Here is a 14902-nt window from a genome sequence, read left to right on the forward strand (position 1 = left end):
CCGGGGAACACGCTTGGACGCACAACATCGACATTCATGGGGACTGGCTTTCGGCCTTTGCCTGATCACCCTTGCGGTCAACCTGCAGGCGCCGCTGTACACCACCTATGCCCAGGCATCCGGCTACGGGGCCGGCGCCACGGCGGTCGCCTTTTCGTGTTATGTGCTGGGGGTGTTGCCGGTGCTGCTGGCCTTCGGCGGGTTGGCCGACCGGGTAGGACGCCGCCCCCTGATACTGCTGGCGTTAGGTTTGTCGATGCTGGCGACGGTCATCACCTCCATCTGGCCGAACCTCATCGCGCTGGGCCTGGCGCGGCTGATGATGGGCGTGGGCACGGGCCTGGCCTCGGCAACTTCGACGGCCTATATGACCGAGCTGATGGCCGGCGGCGACACCCGCTCCGCTGCCAATCGGATCACCGCCAGCACCTCCCTGGGCTTCGGCCTGGGAGCGGCGATGACCAGTCTGTTCCTGTTCGCCCATCAGAGTGTCGTGCCCGGCAGTTTCTGGCTGCAATTGCTCCTGGCCGGCATCGCGATCGTCGTGGTGTCCAGGCTGCCGGACCCTGCCGTCAGAACGACTCGGGCACCGATGCTGCGCCTGCCACTGTTTCCCGCCGGCAGCCTGCCCTACGGCTTCTCCATGCTGCTGGCCTGGGCGACCTCGGGCCTGGTCATCGCGATACTGCCCTCGGTGCTGGCACGTCACGACCTGCAGCAATGGTCGGGCCTGTCGACCTTCACCGTGATCAGTTGCGGGTTGCTGTTCCAGCCGTGGGCCCGCCGCATGCAACCGGCCAGGGCCACCGGGCTTGGCTTGCTGGTGCTGCCCCTGAGCTACGGGTTGCTGGCCTGGGGCGCGAGCACCGGTTCGCTGATCGCGGTGTTGCTCGGGGCGCTGGGGGCCAGCAGCGCCTGCTACGGTTTTCTGTACCTGGGCGGGTTATCGGCGATCACCGCGCTGGCCGGCCAGGAAAAGGCCCGGGTCAGTGCCGGGTTCTTTCTGTTTGCGTACATCGGGTTCAGCATTCCGGTGGTGGTCACCGGCCTATTGGCTGACCGGTTTGGCGCCGATGTGGCGTTGGTCCTGTTCGGGGTGGCGTTGTCGCTGGGGGCGTTGGTGACGGGGTGGGTCATCGTGCGGACAGAGGCGTATGTCACCCGCCTGTCCCACGGCTGAACACGGAACCCTGTGGCGAGGGTTCACCCGTCTGGAGGGTAGCGTCAAGATCCGAGACACCACCGTCATCAAGTCGTATACCATATCCCCAACTCAGCAACCGACCCGCCGCCGTGACTTTATCCAAGTTCAAACTGCCTGACCTGGGCAACACCCCTTCTACTTCGGAAATCATTACCCGTCACCTGCGCGACGCCATCGTGGCCGGGCATTTTGCCGAGGACGAGCCGATTCGCCAGGACGATATCGCCCGTCAGTTCAACGTCAGCAAGATCCCCGTGCGCGAAGCCCTCAAGCGGCTGGAGGCCGAGGGGCTGGTGATGTTCCAGCGTAATCGCGGCGCGATGGTCACGCGGATCTCCGAGGTGGAGCTGGCGCAGATGTTCGAAGTGCGGATGTTGCTGGAGGACAAGGTGCTGCGCCTGGCGATTCCCAACATGACCGAAGACACCTTCGCGCGCGCCGAGGCCATCTGCCGCGAGTTCATCGGCGAGGATGACGTCGGGCGTTGGGCCGAACTCAACTGGCAGTTGCACGCCTGCCTCTACGAACCGGCACAACGGCCCTTCCTGGTCGGCCTGATCCGCTCGGTCCACGACAAGCTGGAGCGCTACCTGCGCATGCAGATGAGCCTGTCGGCCGGCAAGGAACGCGCCGATCACGAGCACCGGGAAATCCTCGATGCCTGCCGTGCCGGTGATGTTGAACGGGCAGTGAAGCTGCTGGACGAGCACATCGCCGGCGTCTGCAAGACGCTGTTCGAGTTCTTGCCCTCCAGCCATTGAAGCTGATCGCTAAAAGACAATGCCGGGACGCTGAGCGACCCGGCATTTTTTTTTTGCGCATATACATATGTACCACCAGGGTCCTGCCAGGCGGCGCCAGAATCGGTGACTTCTTAATCAGAGACAGAACACACCTTCAATCATGACCGACACCATTGTAGACACCCTGACGGTGACAGCCTCGATCACCAATGAACATTGGGCCGGCACCGACGACACCCTCTATGTGTCCATGGGCCCCCTCAGCCAGATGCAATTATTCTGTGAAGCCCCGCGAGTCGGGCAGACCATCACGGTGGAAATCGACCTGCCAAGACTGTTCGGCCGTCCGCGGATCTCATTGTCCGAAATCGACGGCGTGACCTTCTACCAGAGGCCCGAAGCCCACCCGATCGCCACCGATGACTGGGAGCTGGACTCCGTACTGATCAAGGCCAATGACATCTACACCAACCTGTCCTTCAAGCAGGTGCACCGTTGGCTCAGGAACTCATCCTCGCACTTGCTCGCCGTATGGTCGGGCCATGTGCATTTTTCCGATTGGATGAATTCGGACAAGCGATCGATCGATCTCAACGCCCAGACCTACCCGATCCGATGGATGCCCTTCATCGGCGATCTCCTGCACTGGCGTTGCTATGACCCGTCGAAAATCGACGGCGTCGGTCAACTGGTGGGGATGTGGGATGGTCAGTTGATCGGCAATCAATTGAAATCGCAAACCAGCGAAATACTCGCGCCCAACGACCAGTCCGATAGCTACACCTGGGTGTATACCCCGGAGAACTCCATCATCTATAAACGCTGGGAACACGCTGACCGGGCCAACTACATCCGCCACAGCCAACTCGGCAGTGGCAGGCCCGTCGTGTGCGCGGGAGAATTCAGGATCAGGGAGCACCGCATGGAGCATGTGATTGCCATGGTCAACGATGCCTCCGGGCATTACCGCCCCGACGGCGGGGCCTGCCTGCGCTACGTGGCGGAAAAGTTCGAGGCCCTGGGCATCAACACCGAACACATCGAGTGGCAGTGGAGATACGCGTCGGACTGATGACCGCTCCCCGGCACTGTGCTGATTTCGTCATGGACGACAGATAAAACCCTCAAGCCGCCACCCCCTGTTGCGGGCCACGCTTGCGCTCACTTATCTGAACGGAAGTGGTCCCATGAAGCGCATCACTGTGATCGATTCCCACACCGGCGGTGAGCCGACCCGACTGGTCACCGACGGTTTCCCCGACCTCGGCCAGGGCAGCATGGCCGAGCGCAGGCAGCGCCTGGCCTCGCAGCATGATGCCTGGCGCGCCGCCTGCGTGCTGGAGCCCCGGGGCAGCGACGTTCTGGTGGGCGCGTTGCTCTGTGAACCGGTCGACCCAAATGCCTGTGCCGGGGTGATCTTCTTCAACAACAGCGGCTACCTGGGTATGTGCGGACACGGCACCATCGGCCTGGTGGCCTCGCTGGCTCACCTGGGCCGGATCGGCCCCGGTGTGCACAGCATCGAAACCCCGGTGGGCACTGTCCAGGCCACCTTGCATGAGGATCGTTCGGTCAGCGTGCGCAACGTGCCCGCCTATCGTTACCGCAAGGCGCTGCACCTGGAAGTACCCGGCATCGGCCCGGTGGAAGGCGACGTGGCCTGGGGCGGCAACTGGTTCTTCCTGATCGCCGACCACGGCCAGCGGGTGGCGAGCGACAACCTCGACGCGTTGACCGCCTACACCTACGCCGTGCAGCAAGCGCTGGAGCAGCAAAGCTTTCGTGGCGAGGACGGCGGGCTGATCGATCATATCGAATTGTTCGCCGACGACCCGCACGCCGACAGCCGCAACTTCGTACTCTGTCCCGGCAAGGCCTACGACCGCTCCCCTTGCGGCACCGGCACCAGCGCCAAGCTGGCGTGCCTGGCCGCGGACGGCAAGTTGCAACCCGGCCAGACTTGGCGTCAGGCCAGTGTGATCGGCAGCGAGTTCGAAGGTTCTTATGAACAGGCCGGCGAGCGCATCGTGCCGACGATTCGCGGCCGGGCCTATATCAGCGCCGAAACCACGCTGATCATCGACGCGGATGACCCGTTCGCCTGGGGCATTCGCCTGTGACCGAGGGCCTGATCGCCGACGTAATCGTCATCGGTGCCGGCATCATCGGTGCGGCTTGTGCCCGGGCATTGTCCCAGCGCGGGTTGAAAGTGCTGGTGCTCGACGCCGGCTGGCACGGCGCCACGGCGGCCGGCATGGGTCATCTGCTGGTGCTGGACGACAATCCGGCGGAGCTGGCCCTCAGTCAGTATTCCCTGCGACGCTGGCGCGAGTTGGCCCAACGCCTGCCCGAAGGCTGTGCCTGGCGCAACAACGGCACCCTGTGGCTGGCGGCCAATGTGGAGGAGATGGCGGTCGCCAATAGCAAGTACCTGAATCTGCTGGCCCACGGAGAAGACTGCGAGCTGATCGGACGCGGGGCCCTGCGTCAGCGCGAACCCGAGTTGCGCGAAGGTCTGGAAGGCGGCCTGCTGATCAAGGGCGACGGCATCCTCTACGCCCCCGCCGCGGCCCGTTGGATGCTGGGTAGCCCGCACATCCGCCAGCAGCGGGCGCAGGTCGCCGAAGTGGACGGCTCGCGGGTACGCCTGGATGACGGGCGCTGGTTGAGGGCCGAGGCGGTGATCCTCGCCAACGGTATCCAGGCCACCGAGCTGTGCCCGGAGCTGCCGATCGAGCCGAAGAAGGGCCATCTGCTGATCACTGATCGCTACCCCGCCACTGTCACTCACACCCTGGTCGAACTGGGTTATGTCACCAGTGCCCACAACGCCAGCGGTCCGTCGGTGGCCTGCAATATCCAGCCCCGTCCCACCGGGCAACTGTTCATCGGCGCCTCGCGGCAATTCGGCACTGTCGACCCGCAAGTGGAAGGCTGGATGCTGGCGAAGATGCTCAAGCGCGCCGTCGACTACATGCCCGGGCTGGCACAACTCAACGGCATCCGCGCCTGGACCGGCTTCCGCGCCGCCAGCCCCGACGGCCTGCCGCTGGTGGGACAGCACCCGCAACGCAAGGGCCTGTGGTTGGCGGTGGGGCATGAAGGACTGGGGGTCACAACGGCTCCCGCGACGGCTGACTTGTTGGTAGCGCAGCTGTTCAACGAAGCCTCGCCACTGGCCCCTCAAGCGTACCTGCCGGAGCGTTTTCTGGGAGAACCCGCCCATGTCAGCTAAATCCCTGTGGCGAGGGGATTTATCCCCGCTGGGCTGCGGAGCAGCCCCCAAAAACCGCAACCATCAGCTACCTGACACACCGCAGCGGCTGAACTTGGGGCTGCTCCGCTGCCCAACGGGGATAAATCCCCTCGCCACAGTTTTATACGGAGCCCGATAGATGCCTGAACTATTCCTGGACGGCCGCCCACTCATGGTCACCCACGGCACCAGTGTCGCCGCCGCCCTGGCCTTGGGCTCGGACGGTTGCAGTCGCACCTCGGTCAGCGGTCAGCGACGTGCGCCTTTGTGCGGCATGGGTATTTGCCAGGAGTGCCGGGTCATGATCGATGGCCGGCGCCGCCTGGCCTGCCAGACCCTGTGCCGTGACGGCATGCACGTGCAGACCCGACCATGAACGAAACCACCGACCTGCTGATCATTGGCGCCGGCCCCGCCGGCATGTCCGCCGCCCTGGCTGCGGCCAGCCGCGGCGCACATATCGTGCTGCTGGACGACAACCCGTTGCCTGGAGGGCAGATCTGGCGCGACGGCCCCCAGGCCAGCCTGCCCGCCGCGGCACGCCGCCTGCGCGAGCAGTTGCAGGCCTGTGCCAATGTGCGCTGCCATACGGGCACCCGGGTCATCGCCAGCGTCTCCGATAAAACCCTGTTGGTGGAGAATGCCGAGCGCGGTTGGCAGATCAACTACGAGCGTTTGATCCTGTGCACCGGTGCCCGGGAGTTGCTGCTGCCCTTCCCCGGCTGGACCCTGCCCGGCGTCACTGGCGCCGGCGGCTTGCAGGCATTGATCAAGGCGGGCCTGCCGGTACGGGATGAACGCTTGGTGATCGCCGGGAGTGGGCCACTGCTGCTGGCCAGCGCCGCCACGGCCAGGCACCAGGGTGCTCACGTGCTGCGGGTGGCCGAGCAGGCCAGCCGTGCCGCCGTGGCCGGTTTCGCCGCGCAATTGCCGCGCTGGCCGGGCAAGCTCCTGCAAACGTTCGCTCTGTTCGACCGGCACTACCGCACCGCAAGCCATGTGCTGGAGGCCTTGGGGCAAGAGCGGCTCGAAGGCGTGCGTTTGCTGCAACAGGGCAGGATCGTCGAGCTGGCCTGCGATCGGTTGGCGTGTGGCTTCGGGCTCATCCCCAATACCCAGCTCGGCCAGGCCCTGGGCTGCGAGCTTGCCGAGAACGCCCTCGCGGTGGATGCCTGGCAGGCGACCACCCGCCAGGACCATTACGCCGCCGGTGAATGCACCGGTTTCGGCGGCAGCGAACTGGCGCTGGTGGAAGGCGCCATCGCCGGTCACGCGGCAGTCGGCGATACCGCGGCCGCCCAACGCCTGTGGCCGCGTCGGGAACGCTGGCAGGGTTTCGCCCGGACACTGAACCAGGCCTTCGCCCTCGATCCGCGGCTCAAGTCCCTGTCCCGGGTCGACACCTTGGTCTGCCGGTGCGAAGACGTGCCCTACGGCGATCTGATCGGCCACGTGAGCTGGCGCGAAGCCAAGCTCGCCAGCCGTTGTGGCATGGGCGCCTGCCAGGGCCGGGTCTGCGGCGCTGCCCTGGAGTATCTGTTCGACTGGACGCCCCCCACTCCACGCCCACCGTTCAGCCCCGCGCGGATCGAAACCTTGCTGGGGCTGGAAGAAACCCCGCCTACATAGGCTGCATAAGCGCGGCTCCTTGTGGGAGCGAGCCTGCTCGCGATAACGCTTTATCAGATACCGATAGGTTGCTGACACACCGCTATCGCGAACTCCCACATGAGTTGGCCGATCATTCTGCTGCTACTCTTGCGCAACCCTTGCCCCCACCCGAAATGATGCCGCCCCATGTATCCCTCGCTCACCTCCTTCCCCCCCTGCGACCTGGACACCCTGCTCCACAGCCTGCAATCCATCGCACCGCTGCTCGACACCCTCGCGGACGTGGTGTTCTTCATCAAGGACACCCAGGCCCGCTACGCCTTCGTCAACCAGACCCTGGCCCGGCGCTGTAGCTTCAAGCACAGCGCCGATCTGCTCGGCCTTACCGCCGAGCAGGTATTCCCCGAGCGCTTCGGTCCGCTGTATACCGAACAGGATCGACGGGTGCTGGCCAGCGGTCGGGAGCTGGCCGATCAACTCGAACTGCACCTGTACTACGGCAATCAGCCGGTATGGTGCCTGACCCATAAAATCGCCCTGCGCGAACCCAACGGCCAGATCGTCGGCCTGGCCGGCATCTCCCGGGACCTTCAACTGCCACAGTCCAGCCACCCGGCCTTCCAGAAACTGGCGGCGGTGGATGCCCATATCAAAAACCACTTTGCCCGCCCCATCAGCCTTGCCGAGCTGACCGCCATCGCTGGATTGTCGGTGGCGCAATTGGAGCGGCACTGCAAACGCATTTTCCAGCTCACGCCCCGGCAGATGATTCACAAGGCCCGACTGGAAGAAGCCTCGCGCCTGCTGTTGGACAGAGACCTGCCTATCACCGAGATCGCCTTGCGTTGCGGCTACACCGACCACAGCGCGTTCAGCCGCCAGTTCCGCGCCTTGACCAGCCTGTCGCCAAGCCAGTACCGCGAAAGCCAACATTGAATCTGTTCCCTTACAGGGCACCGGAGCGCCCATTGCTCCCATCTGTAACACCTGACTGAAACGGCCTTCGACACCCTTCGACCCCAGCGCCTCTTATTACTGCTTCGTAATCAACGAGTTATCCATGAGCGCGAAAAAATCCACAGACAGGCACGCCGATTGCTTATCTAATATCGTATACGAAATCCTCAATACGATATCTCACCGCATTTATTCGACAGCGAGGCATTTATGAAGAACCCTGCATTGGCCGTAGCGTTAAGTGTTGTCCTGGCACCTCTGTTCATCACCCCCGCCTATGCTGACAAGCTCGATGACATCATCGGCTCCGGCAAGCTGCGCTGTGCGGTAACCCTGGACTTCCCACCCATGGGTTTTCGTGATGAAAGCAACAAACCGGCGGGCTTCGACGTGGACTACTGCCACGATCTGGCGAAGGTCCTGGGGGTAGATGCCGAAGTCGTGGAAACACCGTTCCCGGACCGGATCCCGGCACTCATTTCCGGCCGCGCCGATGTCATCGTCGCTTCCACCTCCGACACCCTGGAACGGGCCAAGACCGTTGGCCTGACCGTGCCCTACTTCGCCTTCCAGATGGTGGTGCTGACTCGCGACAACACCGGCATCAACAGCTTCGCCGACCTCAAGGGCAAGGCCGTGGGCAATACCAGCGGCACCTACGAAGCCATCGCGTTGGAGAAAGACCAGAAGAACTGGGGCAGCGGCAGCTTCCGCGCCTACCAGTCGCAGAACGACACGCTGCTGGCCGTCGCCCAGGGGCACATCGACGCGACGGTTGTAACCAACACCGTGGCCGCCGCGACCATCAAGTCGGGCAAATACAAGAACCTGAAGATCGCCGGCGACGCGCCTTATGTCATCGACTATGTGTCCCTCGGCGCCAAGCGTAACGAGTTCGGCCTGATCAACTACCTCAACCTGTTCGTCAACCAACAGGTGCGCACCGGCCGGTACAAAGAGCTGTTCGTCAAATGGGTCGGCACCGACATTCCGCCGGCCAACCTGACCGTCCCGCAGGTCTATTACTGAGGATCGGGGCATGCCAAGCACGCCTATCCGTGTCGTGGGCCGCAGTCTGGTGGAGGGTGCCGCCCAGGGCGCCCTGCTCTTTGCCGATGTGGGCTTGAGTTTCTGGGGCGGTGTGGATCCGGCCAGCGGTGAAGTCATCGACCGGCACCACCCGCTCAGCGGCGAGCGCCTGGCCGGGCGCGTGCTGGCGATTCCCAGCGGGCGCGGCTCGTGCACCGGCAGCAGCGTCTTGATGGAGCTGATCAGTAACGGCCATGCACCCGCCGCCCTGGTGCTGGCCGAAACGGATGAGATCCTGACCTTGGGCGTGCTGGTTGCGCAGTTGATTTTCCAGCGTTCCCTGCCAGTGGTGCAGATCGGTCGTGAAGCCTTCGACGGTTTGCGCGGCCAGGGTTTCGTGCGCATCGAAGGCGATTGCCTGACTCTGTCCGGCCGGCGCCCCAACGATCACTGGGATGGGGCAGACGTTCCCTTGCCGCCGCCCATGCCGTCTACGGTCAACCTCACCGAACAGGACCGGGCACTGCTCGACGGCAGCCATGGCAAGGCCGCCCAGGTGGCGATGCAAATCGTCTTGCGCATGGCCGAGATCCAGGGTGCCACGCAATTGCTGGACGTGACCCAGGCCCACATCGACGGTTGCATCTACACCGGCCCGGCCAGCCTGCGCTTTGCCGAACAATTGGTGCAGTGGGGCGCGAAGGTGCGCGTGCCCACCACCCTCAATTCCATTTCCGTGGACCAGCGCCGCTGGCGGGAACTGGGCATAGACCCGGCCTTGGGCGAACCGGCGAGTGCCTTGGGCGATGCCTACATGGCGATGGGCGCGCAGCTGAGCTTCACCTGCGCGCCGTATCTGCTGGATAGCGCGCCCAAGGCCGGCGAGCAGATCGTCTGGGCCGAGTCCAACGCGGTGGTCTACGCCAACAGTGTGCTTGGGGCTCGCACGCAGAAGTACCCGGACTTCCTGGATATCTGCATTGCCTTGTGCGGCCGCGCGCCCTTGACCGGTTGTCATCTGGACGAGCAGCGCAAGGCCGGGCTGATCGTCGATGTGCCGGGACTGGGCACGGTCGACGACAGTTTCTATCCGCTGCTGGGCTATCACATCGGCGGCCTGACGGGCCGGCGCATTCCGTTGATACGCGGCCTGGAACACGCCGCACCGACCCTGGATGACCTGAAGGCCTTCGGCGCCGCGTTCGCCACTACCAGTGCCGCGCCCCTGTTCCACATCGCCGGGGTCACACCGGAAGCCCTCGACCCGGCCGATGTCGTGGCGGCGGATTGTCCGCTACCGATGGAAACCGTCGATGCCGCGGGCCTGCTTGCCAGTTGGCGTGAGCTGAACAGTGCCCGGGACAACCGGGTGGATGTGGTTTCCCTGGGCAACCCGCACTTTTCCCTCAGCGAATTTGCCGCCCTGGCGGCTCTTTGCACCGGCTGGAGCAAGCACCCGGACGTGGTACTCGCCATCACCTGCGGCCGCGCGGTACTGGAACAGGCCCGCCAGGCAGGTCACCTGGACGCCATCGAGGCCTTCGGTGCGACGCTGGTGACCGACACCTGCTGGTGCATGCTGGGCGAACCGGTCATCCCGGTCGATGCCACCACCCTGATGACCAACTCCGGCAAATACGCCCATTACGCACCCGGCCTGGTGGGACGCGGGGTGCACTTCGCCAGCCTCGCGGCCTGCGTCGACGCCGCGTGCACCGCCACCGCCACTGGTCAGCCACCGCTCTGGCTGCAACCTGCCACCCGCCGGGGGAATCCCTTCCATGTTTGACTACAGCTTCCAATGGCGCCCGGCCCTGCGCGCATTGCCCGACATGCTCGCCGGGGCCTGGGTCACGTTCGAGACCGCGGCGCTGTCGATGATCTTCGGCGTGCTGATCGCGCTGGTGCTGACGGTGATGCGCCAGGCACGCCATCCATTGCTGCGCGGCATCGGCAATGGCTGGGTGTCCATCGCCCGCAACACGCCGTCGCTGTTCCAGATCTACATCCTCTACTTCGGCCTCGGCTCCCTCGGGCTGCACGTCAGTTCCTGGCTGGCCTTGCTGGCCGGGATCACCTTCAACAATGCCGGTTACCTGGCGGAGAACTTTCGCGGTGGCCTGAAGGCCGTGCCCGGTACCCAGATGCGCGCCGCCCGCTCCCTGGGCATGAGCGCGTTCCAGGCCTATCGGATGATCATCGTCCCGCAACTGCTGCGCATCGTGTTCTACCCGCTGACCAACCAGATGGTCTGGGCGGTGCTGATGACCTCCCTGGGCGTGGTGGTCGGCCTGAACAACGACCTCACCGGGGTGACCCAGGAATACAACGTCAAGACGTTCCGCACCTTCGAATACTTTGCCCTCGCGGCCGCGCTGTATTACCTGATCGCCAAGCTGATCGTCGGGCTCGCCCGGCTGTTGTCCTGGCGCCTGTTTCGTTACTGAGGGCCGGTCATGTTTGCAACAAGCCTCACCGTTAACGACCTGTTGTTCTTGCTCGACGGGGCCTGGGTCACGCTGCAGTTGACCGCCTGGTCGATCCTGCTCGGCACCCTGGCCGGGTTGCTGTTCGGCCTGCTCCGGGCCCTGTTGCCCCGGGCCAGCCTGCCACTGGCCTGGGTACTGGACGTGTTTCGCAGCGTGCCGTTGCTGATCCAGTTCGTGCTGTTCAACTCACTCAAGAGCATCGTCGGCCTGAACCTCAGCGCCTTCGCCGTCGGCTGCATCGTGCTCGGCGTCTACGCCGCCGCGTACTTCACCGAAATCGTCCGCGGCGGGGTGCTGGCGGTGCCGCTGAGCACCCGACGGGCCAGCCGTTCCCTGGGCTTGAGCTACCTGCAGGACCTGCGCTTCATCGTCCTGCCGATTGCCACGCGCGTAGCGTTTCCCGGCTGGCTGAACCTGGTACTCGGGGTAATGAAGGACACCGCGCTGGTGATGTGGATCGGCATCGTCGAGCTGCTGCGTGCCTCGCAAACCATCGTCACGCGCATTCAGGAACCCCTGCTGGTGCTGTGCATCGCAGGCCTCATTTACTACGTCATGAGCCTGGTGGTCGCCCGCCTCGGCGCACGTCTGGAAAGAAGGTGGCAGGAAAATGATTGAGATCGAGAACGTGCACAAATCCTTCGGCGACCTGGAAGTGGTCAAGGGTGTGAGCCTGACCGTGGACAAGGGTGAAGTGGTGTCGATCATCGGTGGCTCGGGTTCCGGCAAGTCGACCCTGCTGATGTGCATCAACGGCCTGGAGCCGATCCAGCAAGGCAGCATCCGCGTGGACGGTGTCGAGGTCCATGACCGCGCCACCGATCTCAATCACTTGCGGCAGAAGATCGGCATCGTCTTCCAGCAATGGAATGCCTTCCCGCACCTGACCGTGCTGGAGAACGTGATGCTGGCGCCGCGCAAGGTGCTGGGCAAGAGCAAACAGGACGCCGAGGCCCTGGCGGTGAAGCAACTGGAGCACGTGGGCCTGGGGGACAAGCTCAAGGCCTTCCCGAACAAGCTGTCCGGCGGCCAGCAACAGCGCATGGCCATCGCCCGGGCCTTGGCGATGTCGCCGGACTACATGCTGTTCGACGAAGCCACCTCGGCCCTGGACCCGCAACTGGTGGGCGAGGTGCTGGACACCATGCGCATGCTCGCCGAGGACGGCATGACCATGGTGTTGGTGACCCACGAGATCCGCTTCGCCCGGGACGTGTCCGATCGCGTGGCGTTCTTCTGCAATGGCCGGGTGCATGAGATCGGGCCGCCGGACCAGGTGATCGGCAATCCGATGCAGCGGGAGACGGCAGCGTTTCTCAAGTCGGTGAAATAGCCAATGGCCCTATCGCGAGCAGGCTCGCTCCCACATGGGATTTGTACCCTGTGGGAGCGAGCCTGCTCGCGATGAGGCCGGAACGGACAACACAAGGAACAACCCAATGCGCTCATCAAAAATCATCCACATCGTCAGCTGCCACGCCGAAGGCGAAGTCGGCGATGTGATCGTCGGCGGCGTCGCCCCTCCGCCCGGTGCCACGGTATGGGAACAGTCACGCTGGATCGCCCGGGACGAGACCCTGCGCAACTTCGTCCTCAACGAGCCCCGTGGCGGCGTGTTCCGCCACGTCAACCTGCTGGTGCCGGCCAAGGACCCGCGGGCACAGATGGCCTGGATCATCATGGAGCCGGCCGACACGCCGCCGATGTCCGGCTCCAACTCCCTGTGCGTCGCGACTGTGCTACTGGACAGCGGCATCCTGCCCATGACCGAACCCCAGACCCGACTGGTACTGGAGGCCCCTGGCGGGTTGATCGAAGCCGTCGCCGATTGCCGCGACGGTAAGGTGCAACGGGTGGAGATCAAGAACGTGCCCTCCTTCGCCGACCGTCTCGACGCCTGGATCGAAGTCGAGGGCCTGGGCTCGCTGCAGGTGGACACCGCCTATGGCGGCGACAGTTTCGTCATCGCCGACGCCCAGCGCCTGGGCTTTGCCATCCGCCCTGACGAGGCCGCCGACCTTGTAGCCGTCGGGCTGAAAATCACCCGGGCCGCCAATGAGCAACTGGGTTTCGAGCATCCGCTGAACCCAGACTGGTCGCACATCTCGTTCTGCCAGATCGCCGCGCCCATCCTCATGGAAGCCGGTGTCGCGACCGGCGCCAACGCCGTGGTGATCCAACCCGGCAAGATCGACCGCTCCCCTACCGGCACCGGCTGCTCGGCGCGCATGGCGGTGCTGCAGGCCAAGGGGTTGATGCAGGTGGGTGAACAGTTCATCGGACGCTCGATCATCGGTTCCGAATTCCACTGCCGCATCGACTCGCTGACCGACGTGGCCGGGCGCCCGGCGATCTACCCGTGCATTGCCGGGCGAGCGTGGATCACCGGGACCCATCAACTGCTGCTGGATCCGGCCGATCCGTGGCCGCAGGGCTATCGGCTTTCAGATACGTGGCCTGGCGCATGATTTTCGAACTCACATCGATCCCTTGTGGCGAGGGGATTCAGCGAAACGTCGCACCGCCCCGCTGGGCTGCGAAGCGGCCCCTTGGCCCTCTCAGATACACCGAGTCGCCAGATTCAGGGCCGCTTCGCGCCCCAGCGGGGATGAATCCCCTCGCCACAAACCATTAACCACTGGAGACAACCCATGAGCAAACGCATCAACTGGAGCGGCGTATTCCCCGCCGTCACCACCCAATTCAACGATGACTTTTCCATCAACCTGGACAAGACCCATGAGGTCATTTCCAACGTCATCCGTGACGGAGTCTCGGGCCTGGTGGTCTGCGGTTCCGTGGGGGAAAACACCTCGTTGAGCGCCGAAGAAAAAATCGCCGTGACCGAAGTCGCGGTGGACGCTTCCCGGGGGCGCGTGCCGGTGATCTGCGGCGTGGCCGAATTCACCAGCGTGCAAGCGGCCAAGGTCGCCAATGCGGTGCGCAAGGTCGGGGTCGACGGTGTGATGCTGATGCCGGCACTGGTCTACGGCTCCAAGCCGTTCGAAACCGCCGAGCACTTTCGCTATGTCGCCCGGCATGCCGACGTGCCGCTGATGGTTTACAACAACCCACCGATCTACAAGAACGACGTGACCCCGGACATCCTGATTTCCCTGGCCGATTGCGACAACGTGGTGTGCTTCAAGGACTCCTCCGGCGACACCCGGCGCTTCATCGACGTGCGCAACGAAGTGGGTGATCGCTTTGTCCTGTTCGCGGGCCTCGACGACGTGGTGCTGGAAAGCCTGGCCGTGGGCGCCGAAGGGTGGGTCTCGGGCATGTCCAACGTGTTCCCGAAGGAAGGCGAAACCATCTTCCGCCTGGCCCGTGACGGGCGTTTCGCCGAAGCGATGCCGATCTACGAATGGCTGATGCCGATCCTGCACCTCGATGCCCGCGCCGACCTGGTGCAATGCATCAAGCTGTGCGAAGCCATCGCCGGCCGCGGCAGCGCCCTCACCCGCCCACCACGCCTGGCCCTGCCGGAAGAAGACCGGGTGTATGTGGAACAGATCATGGCCAAGGCCCTGGCGAATCGCCCGGTGCTGCCGGATGTGGGGCTCTGACCCGAGGCAAATGAACTCCCCTGTGGGAGCGAGCCTGCTCGCGA

General features: G+C 64.3%; 15 protein-coding genes. All 15 read left to right on the top strand.

Features of this window, described 5'->3' with window-relative positions; all coding sequences use genetic code 11:
• Positions 1 to 13: 13 nt before the first annotated feature.
• The 15 genes from CGA22_RS14630 (at position 14) to CGA22_RS14700 (ending at position 14858) form a co-directional block, all read left to right on the top strand.
• Positions 14 to 1180 (top strand): MFS transporter, encoded by a 1167-nt coding sequence (locus tag CGA22_RS14630; RefSeq protein ID WP_041021398.1) that lies wholly within the window; start codon positions 14 to 16, stop codon positions 1178 to 1180.
• A 113-nt stretch (positions 1181 to 1293) separates the two neighbouring features.
• Positions 1294 to 1965: a GntR family transcriptional regulator gene (locus CGA22_RS14635; protein ID WP_041021399.1), complete on the top strand. Its 672-nt coding sequence runs from the start codon at positions 1294 to 1296 to the stop codon at positions 1963 to 1965.
• A 142-nt stretch (positions 1966 to 2107) separates the two neighbouring features.
• Positions 2108 to 3019 carry a hypothetical protein gene (locus tag CGA22_RS14640; protein WP_188258629.1) on the top strand — a complete coding sequence of 304 codons (912 nt, stop codon included), beginning with the start codon at positions 2108 to 2110 and terminating at the stop codon, positions 3017 to 3019.
• Between the two features lie 115 nt (positions 3020 to 3134).
• Positions 3135 to 4067, top strand: coding sequence for a 4-hydroxyproline epimerase (locus tag CGA22_RS14645; protein WP_041020898.1), 933 nt, complete (start codon positions 3135 to 3137; stop codon positions 4065 to 4067).
• Positions 4064 to 5182: an NAD(P)/FAD-dependent oxidoreductase gene (locus CGA22_RS14650; RefSeq protein ID WP_041020899.1), complete on the top strand. Its 1119-nt coding sequence runs from the start codon at positions 4064 to 4066 to the stop codon at positions 5180 to 5182. Before CGA22_RS14645 ends, CGA22_RS14650 begins: the two co-directional genes overlap by 4 nt.
• Positions 5183 to 5342: 160 nt before the next feature.
• The gene (locus CGA22_RS14655; RefSeq protein WP_041024834.1) at positions 5343 to 5579 is read left to right on the top strand and encodes a 2Fe-2S iron-sulfur cluster-binding protein; all 237 of its coding nucleotides are present in this window, start codon (positions 5343 to 5345) and stop codon (positions 5577 to 5579) included.
• Complete coding sequence (locus CGA22_RS14660) at positions 5576 to 6832, top strand: FAD/NAD(P)-binding oxidoreductase (RefSeq protein WP_041024835.1); 1257 nt, start codon at positions 5576 to 5578, stop codon at positions 6830 to 6832. The genes CGA22_RS14655 and CGA22_RS14660 overlap by 4 nt, the downstream gene beginning before the upstream one ends.
• 168 nt (positions 6833 to 7000) lie before the next feature.
• Positions 7001 to 7750, top strand: a complete 750-nt coding sequence (locus tag CGA22_RS14665) for an AraC family transcriptional regulator (RefSeq protein ID WP_041024836.1) — start codon at positions 7001 to 7003, stop codon at positions 7748 to 7750.
• A 231-nt stretch (positions 7751 to 7981) separates the two neighbouring features.
• A complete protein-coding gene (locus CGA22_RS14670; RefSeq protein ID WP_188258630.1) occupies positions 7982 to 8800 on the top strand; it encodes a transporter substrate-binding domain-containing protein in 819 nt (272 codons plus the stop codon).
• A gap of 10 nt (positions 8801 to 8810) precedes the next feature.
• Positions 8811 to 10589, top strand: coding sequence for an aconitase X (locus CGA22_RS14675; protein ID WP_041024838.1), 1779 nt, complete (start codon positions 8811 to 8813; stop codon positions 10587 to 10589).
• Positions 10582 to 11247 (top strand): amino acid ABC transporter permease, encoded by a 666-nt coding sequence (locus tag CGA22_RS14680; protein WP_041024839.1) that lies wholly within the window; start codon positions 10582 to 10584, stop codon positions 11245 to 11247. The genes CGA22_RS14675 and CGA22_RS14680 overlap by 8 nt, the downstream gene beginning before the upstream one ends.
• Positions 11248 to 11256: 9 nt before the next feature.
• Positions 11257 to 11907: an amino acid ABC transporter permease gene (locus tag CGA22_RS14685; RefSeq protein ID WP_041024840.1), complete on the top strand. Its 651-nt coding sequence runs from the start codon at positions 11257 to 11259 to the stop codon at positions 11905 to 11907.
• Positions 11900 to 12622, top strand: a complete 723-nt coding sequence (locus CGA22_RS14690; protein ID WP_041024841.1) for an amino acid ABC transporter ATP-binding protein — start codon at positions 11900 to 11902, stop codon at positions 12620 to 12622. Before CGA22_RS14685 ends, CGA22_RS14690 begins: the two co-directional genes overlap by 8 nt.
• A gap of 106 nt (positions 12623 to 12728) precedes the next feature.
• Positions 12729 to 13757, top strand: coding sequence for a trans-3-hydroxy-L-proline dehydratase (locus CGA22_RS14695; RefSeq protein ID WP_041024842.1), 1029 nt, complete (start codon positions 12729 to 12731; stop codon positions 13755 to 13757).
• A gap of 183 nt (positions 13758 to 13940) precedes the next feature.
• Entirely contained in the window at positions 13941 to 14858 is a 918-nt protein-coding gene (locus CGA22_RS14700; protein ID WP_041024843.1) for a dihydrodipicolinate synthase family protein, read from the top strand.
• The last annotated feature ends 44 nt before the right edge of the window (positions 14859 to 14902 follow it).

The organism is Pseudomonas sp. PSB18, from assembly GCF_014596565.1.
Lineage (GTDB): Bacteria > Pseudomonadota > Gammaproteobacteria > Pseudomonadales > Pseudomonadaceae > Aquipseudomonas.

Excerpts from the sequence above, each read along its gene's own strand:
- CGA22_RS14655 (WP_041024834.1), top strand. The coding sequence starts at position 5,343 with ATGCCTGAACTATTCCTGGACGGCCGCCCACTCATGGTCACCCACGGC.
- CGA22_RS14685 (WP_041024840.1), top strand. The coding sequence starts at position 11,257 with ATGTTTGCAACAAGCCTCACCGTTAACGACCTGTTGTTCTTGCTCGAC.
- CGA22_RS14660 (WP_041024835.1), top strand. The coding sequence starts at position 5,576 with ATGAACGAAACCACCGACCTGCTGATCATTGGCGCCGGCCCCGCCGGC.
- CGA22_RS14670 (WP_188258630.1), top strand. The coding sequence starts at position 7,982 with ATGAAGAACCCTGCATTGGCCGTAGCGTTAAGTGTTGTCCTGGCACCT.
- CGA22_RS14695 (WP_041024842.1), top strand. The coding sequence starts at position 12,729 with ATGCGCTCATCAAAAATCATCCACATCGTCAGCTGCCACGCCGAAGGC.
- CGA22_RS14675 (WP_041024838.1), top strand. The coding sequence starts at position 8,811 with ATGCCAAGCACGCCTATCCGTGTCGTGGGCCGCAGTCTGGTGGAGGGT.
- CGA22_RS14645 (WP_041020898.1), top strand. The coding sequence starts at position 3,135 with ATGAAGCGCATCACTGTGATCGATTCCCACACCGGCGGTGAGCCGACC.
- CGA22_RS14680 (WP_041024839.1), top strand. The coding sequence starts at position 10,582 with ATGTTTGACTACAGCTTCCAATGGCGCCCGGCCCTGCGCGCATTGCCC.
- CGA22_RS14700 (WP_041024843.1), top strand. The coding sequence starts at position 13,941 with ATGAGCAAACGCATCAACTGGAGCGGCGTATTCCCCGCCGTCACCACC.
- CGA22_RS14665 (WP_041024836.1), top strand. The coding sequence starts at position 7,001 with ATGTATCCCTCGCTCACCTCCTTCCCCCCCTGCGACCTGGACACCCTG.
- CGA22_RS14690 (WP_041024841.1), top strand. The coding sequence starts at position 11,900 with ATGATTGAGATCGAGAACGTGCACAAATCCTTCGGCGACCTGGAAGTG.
- CGA22_RS14640 (WP_188258629.1), top strand. The coding sequence starts at position 2,108 with ATGACCGACACCATTGTAGACACCCTGACGGTGACAGCCTCGATCACC.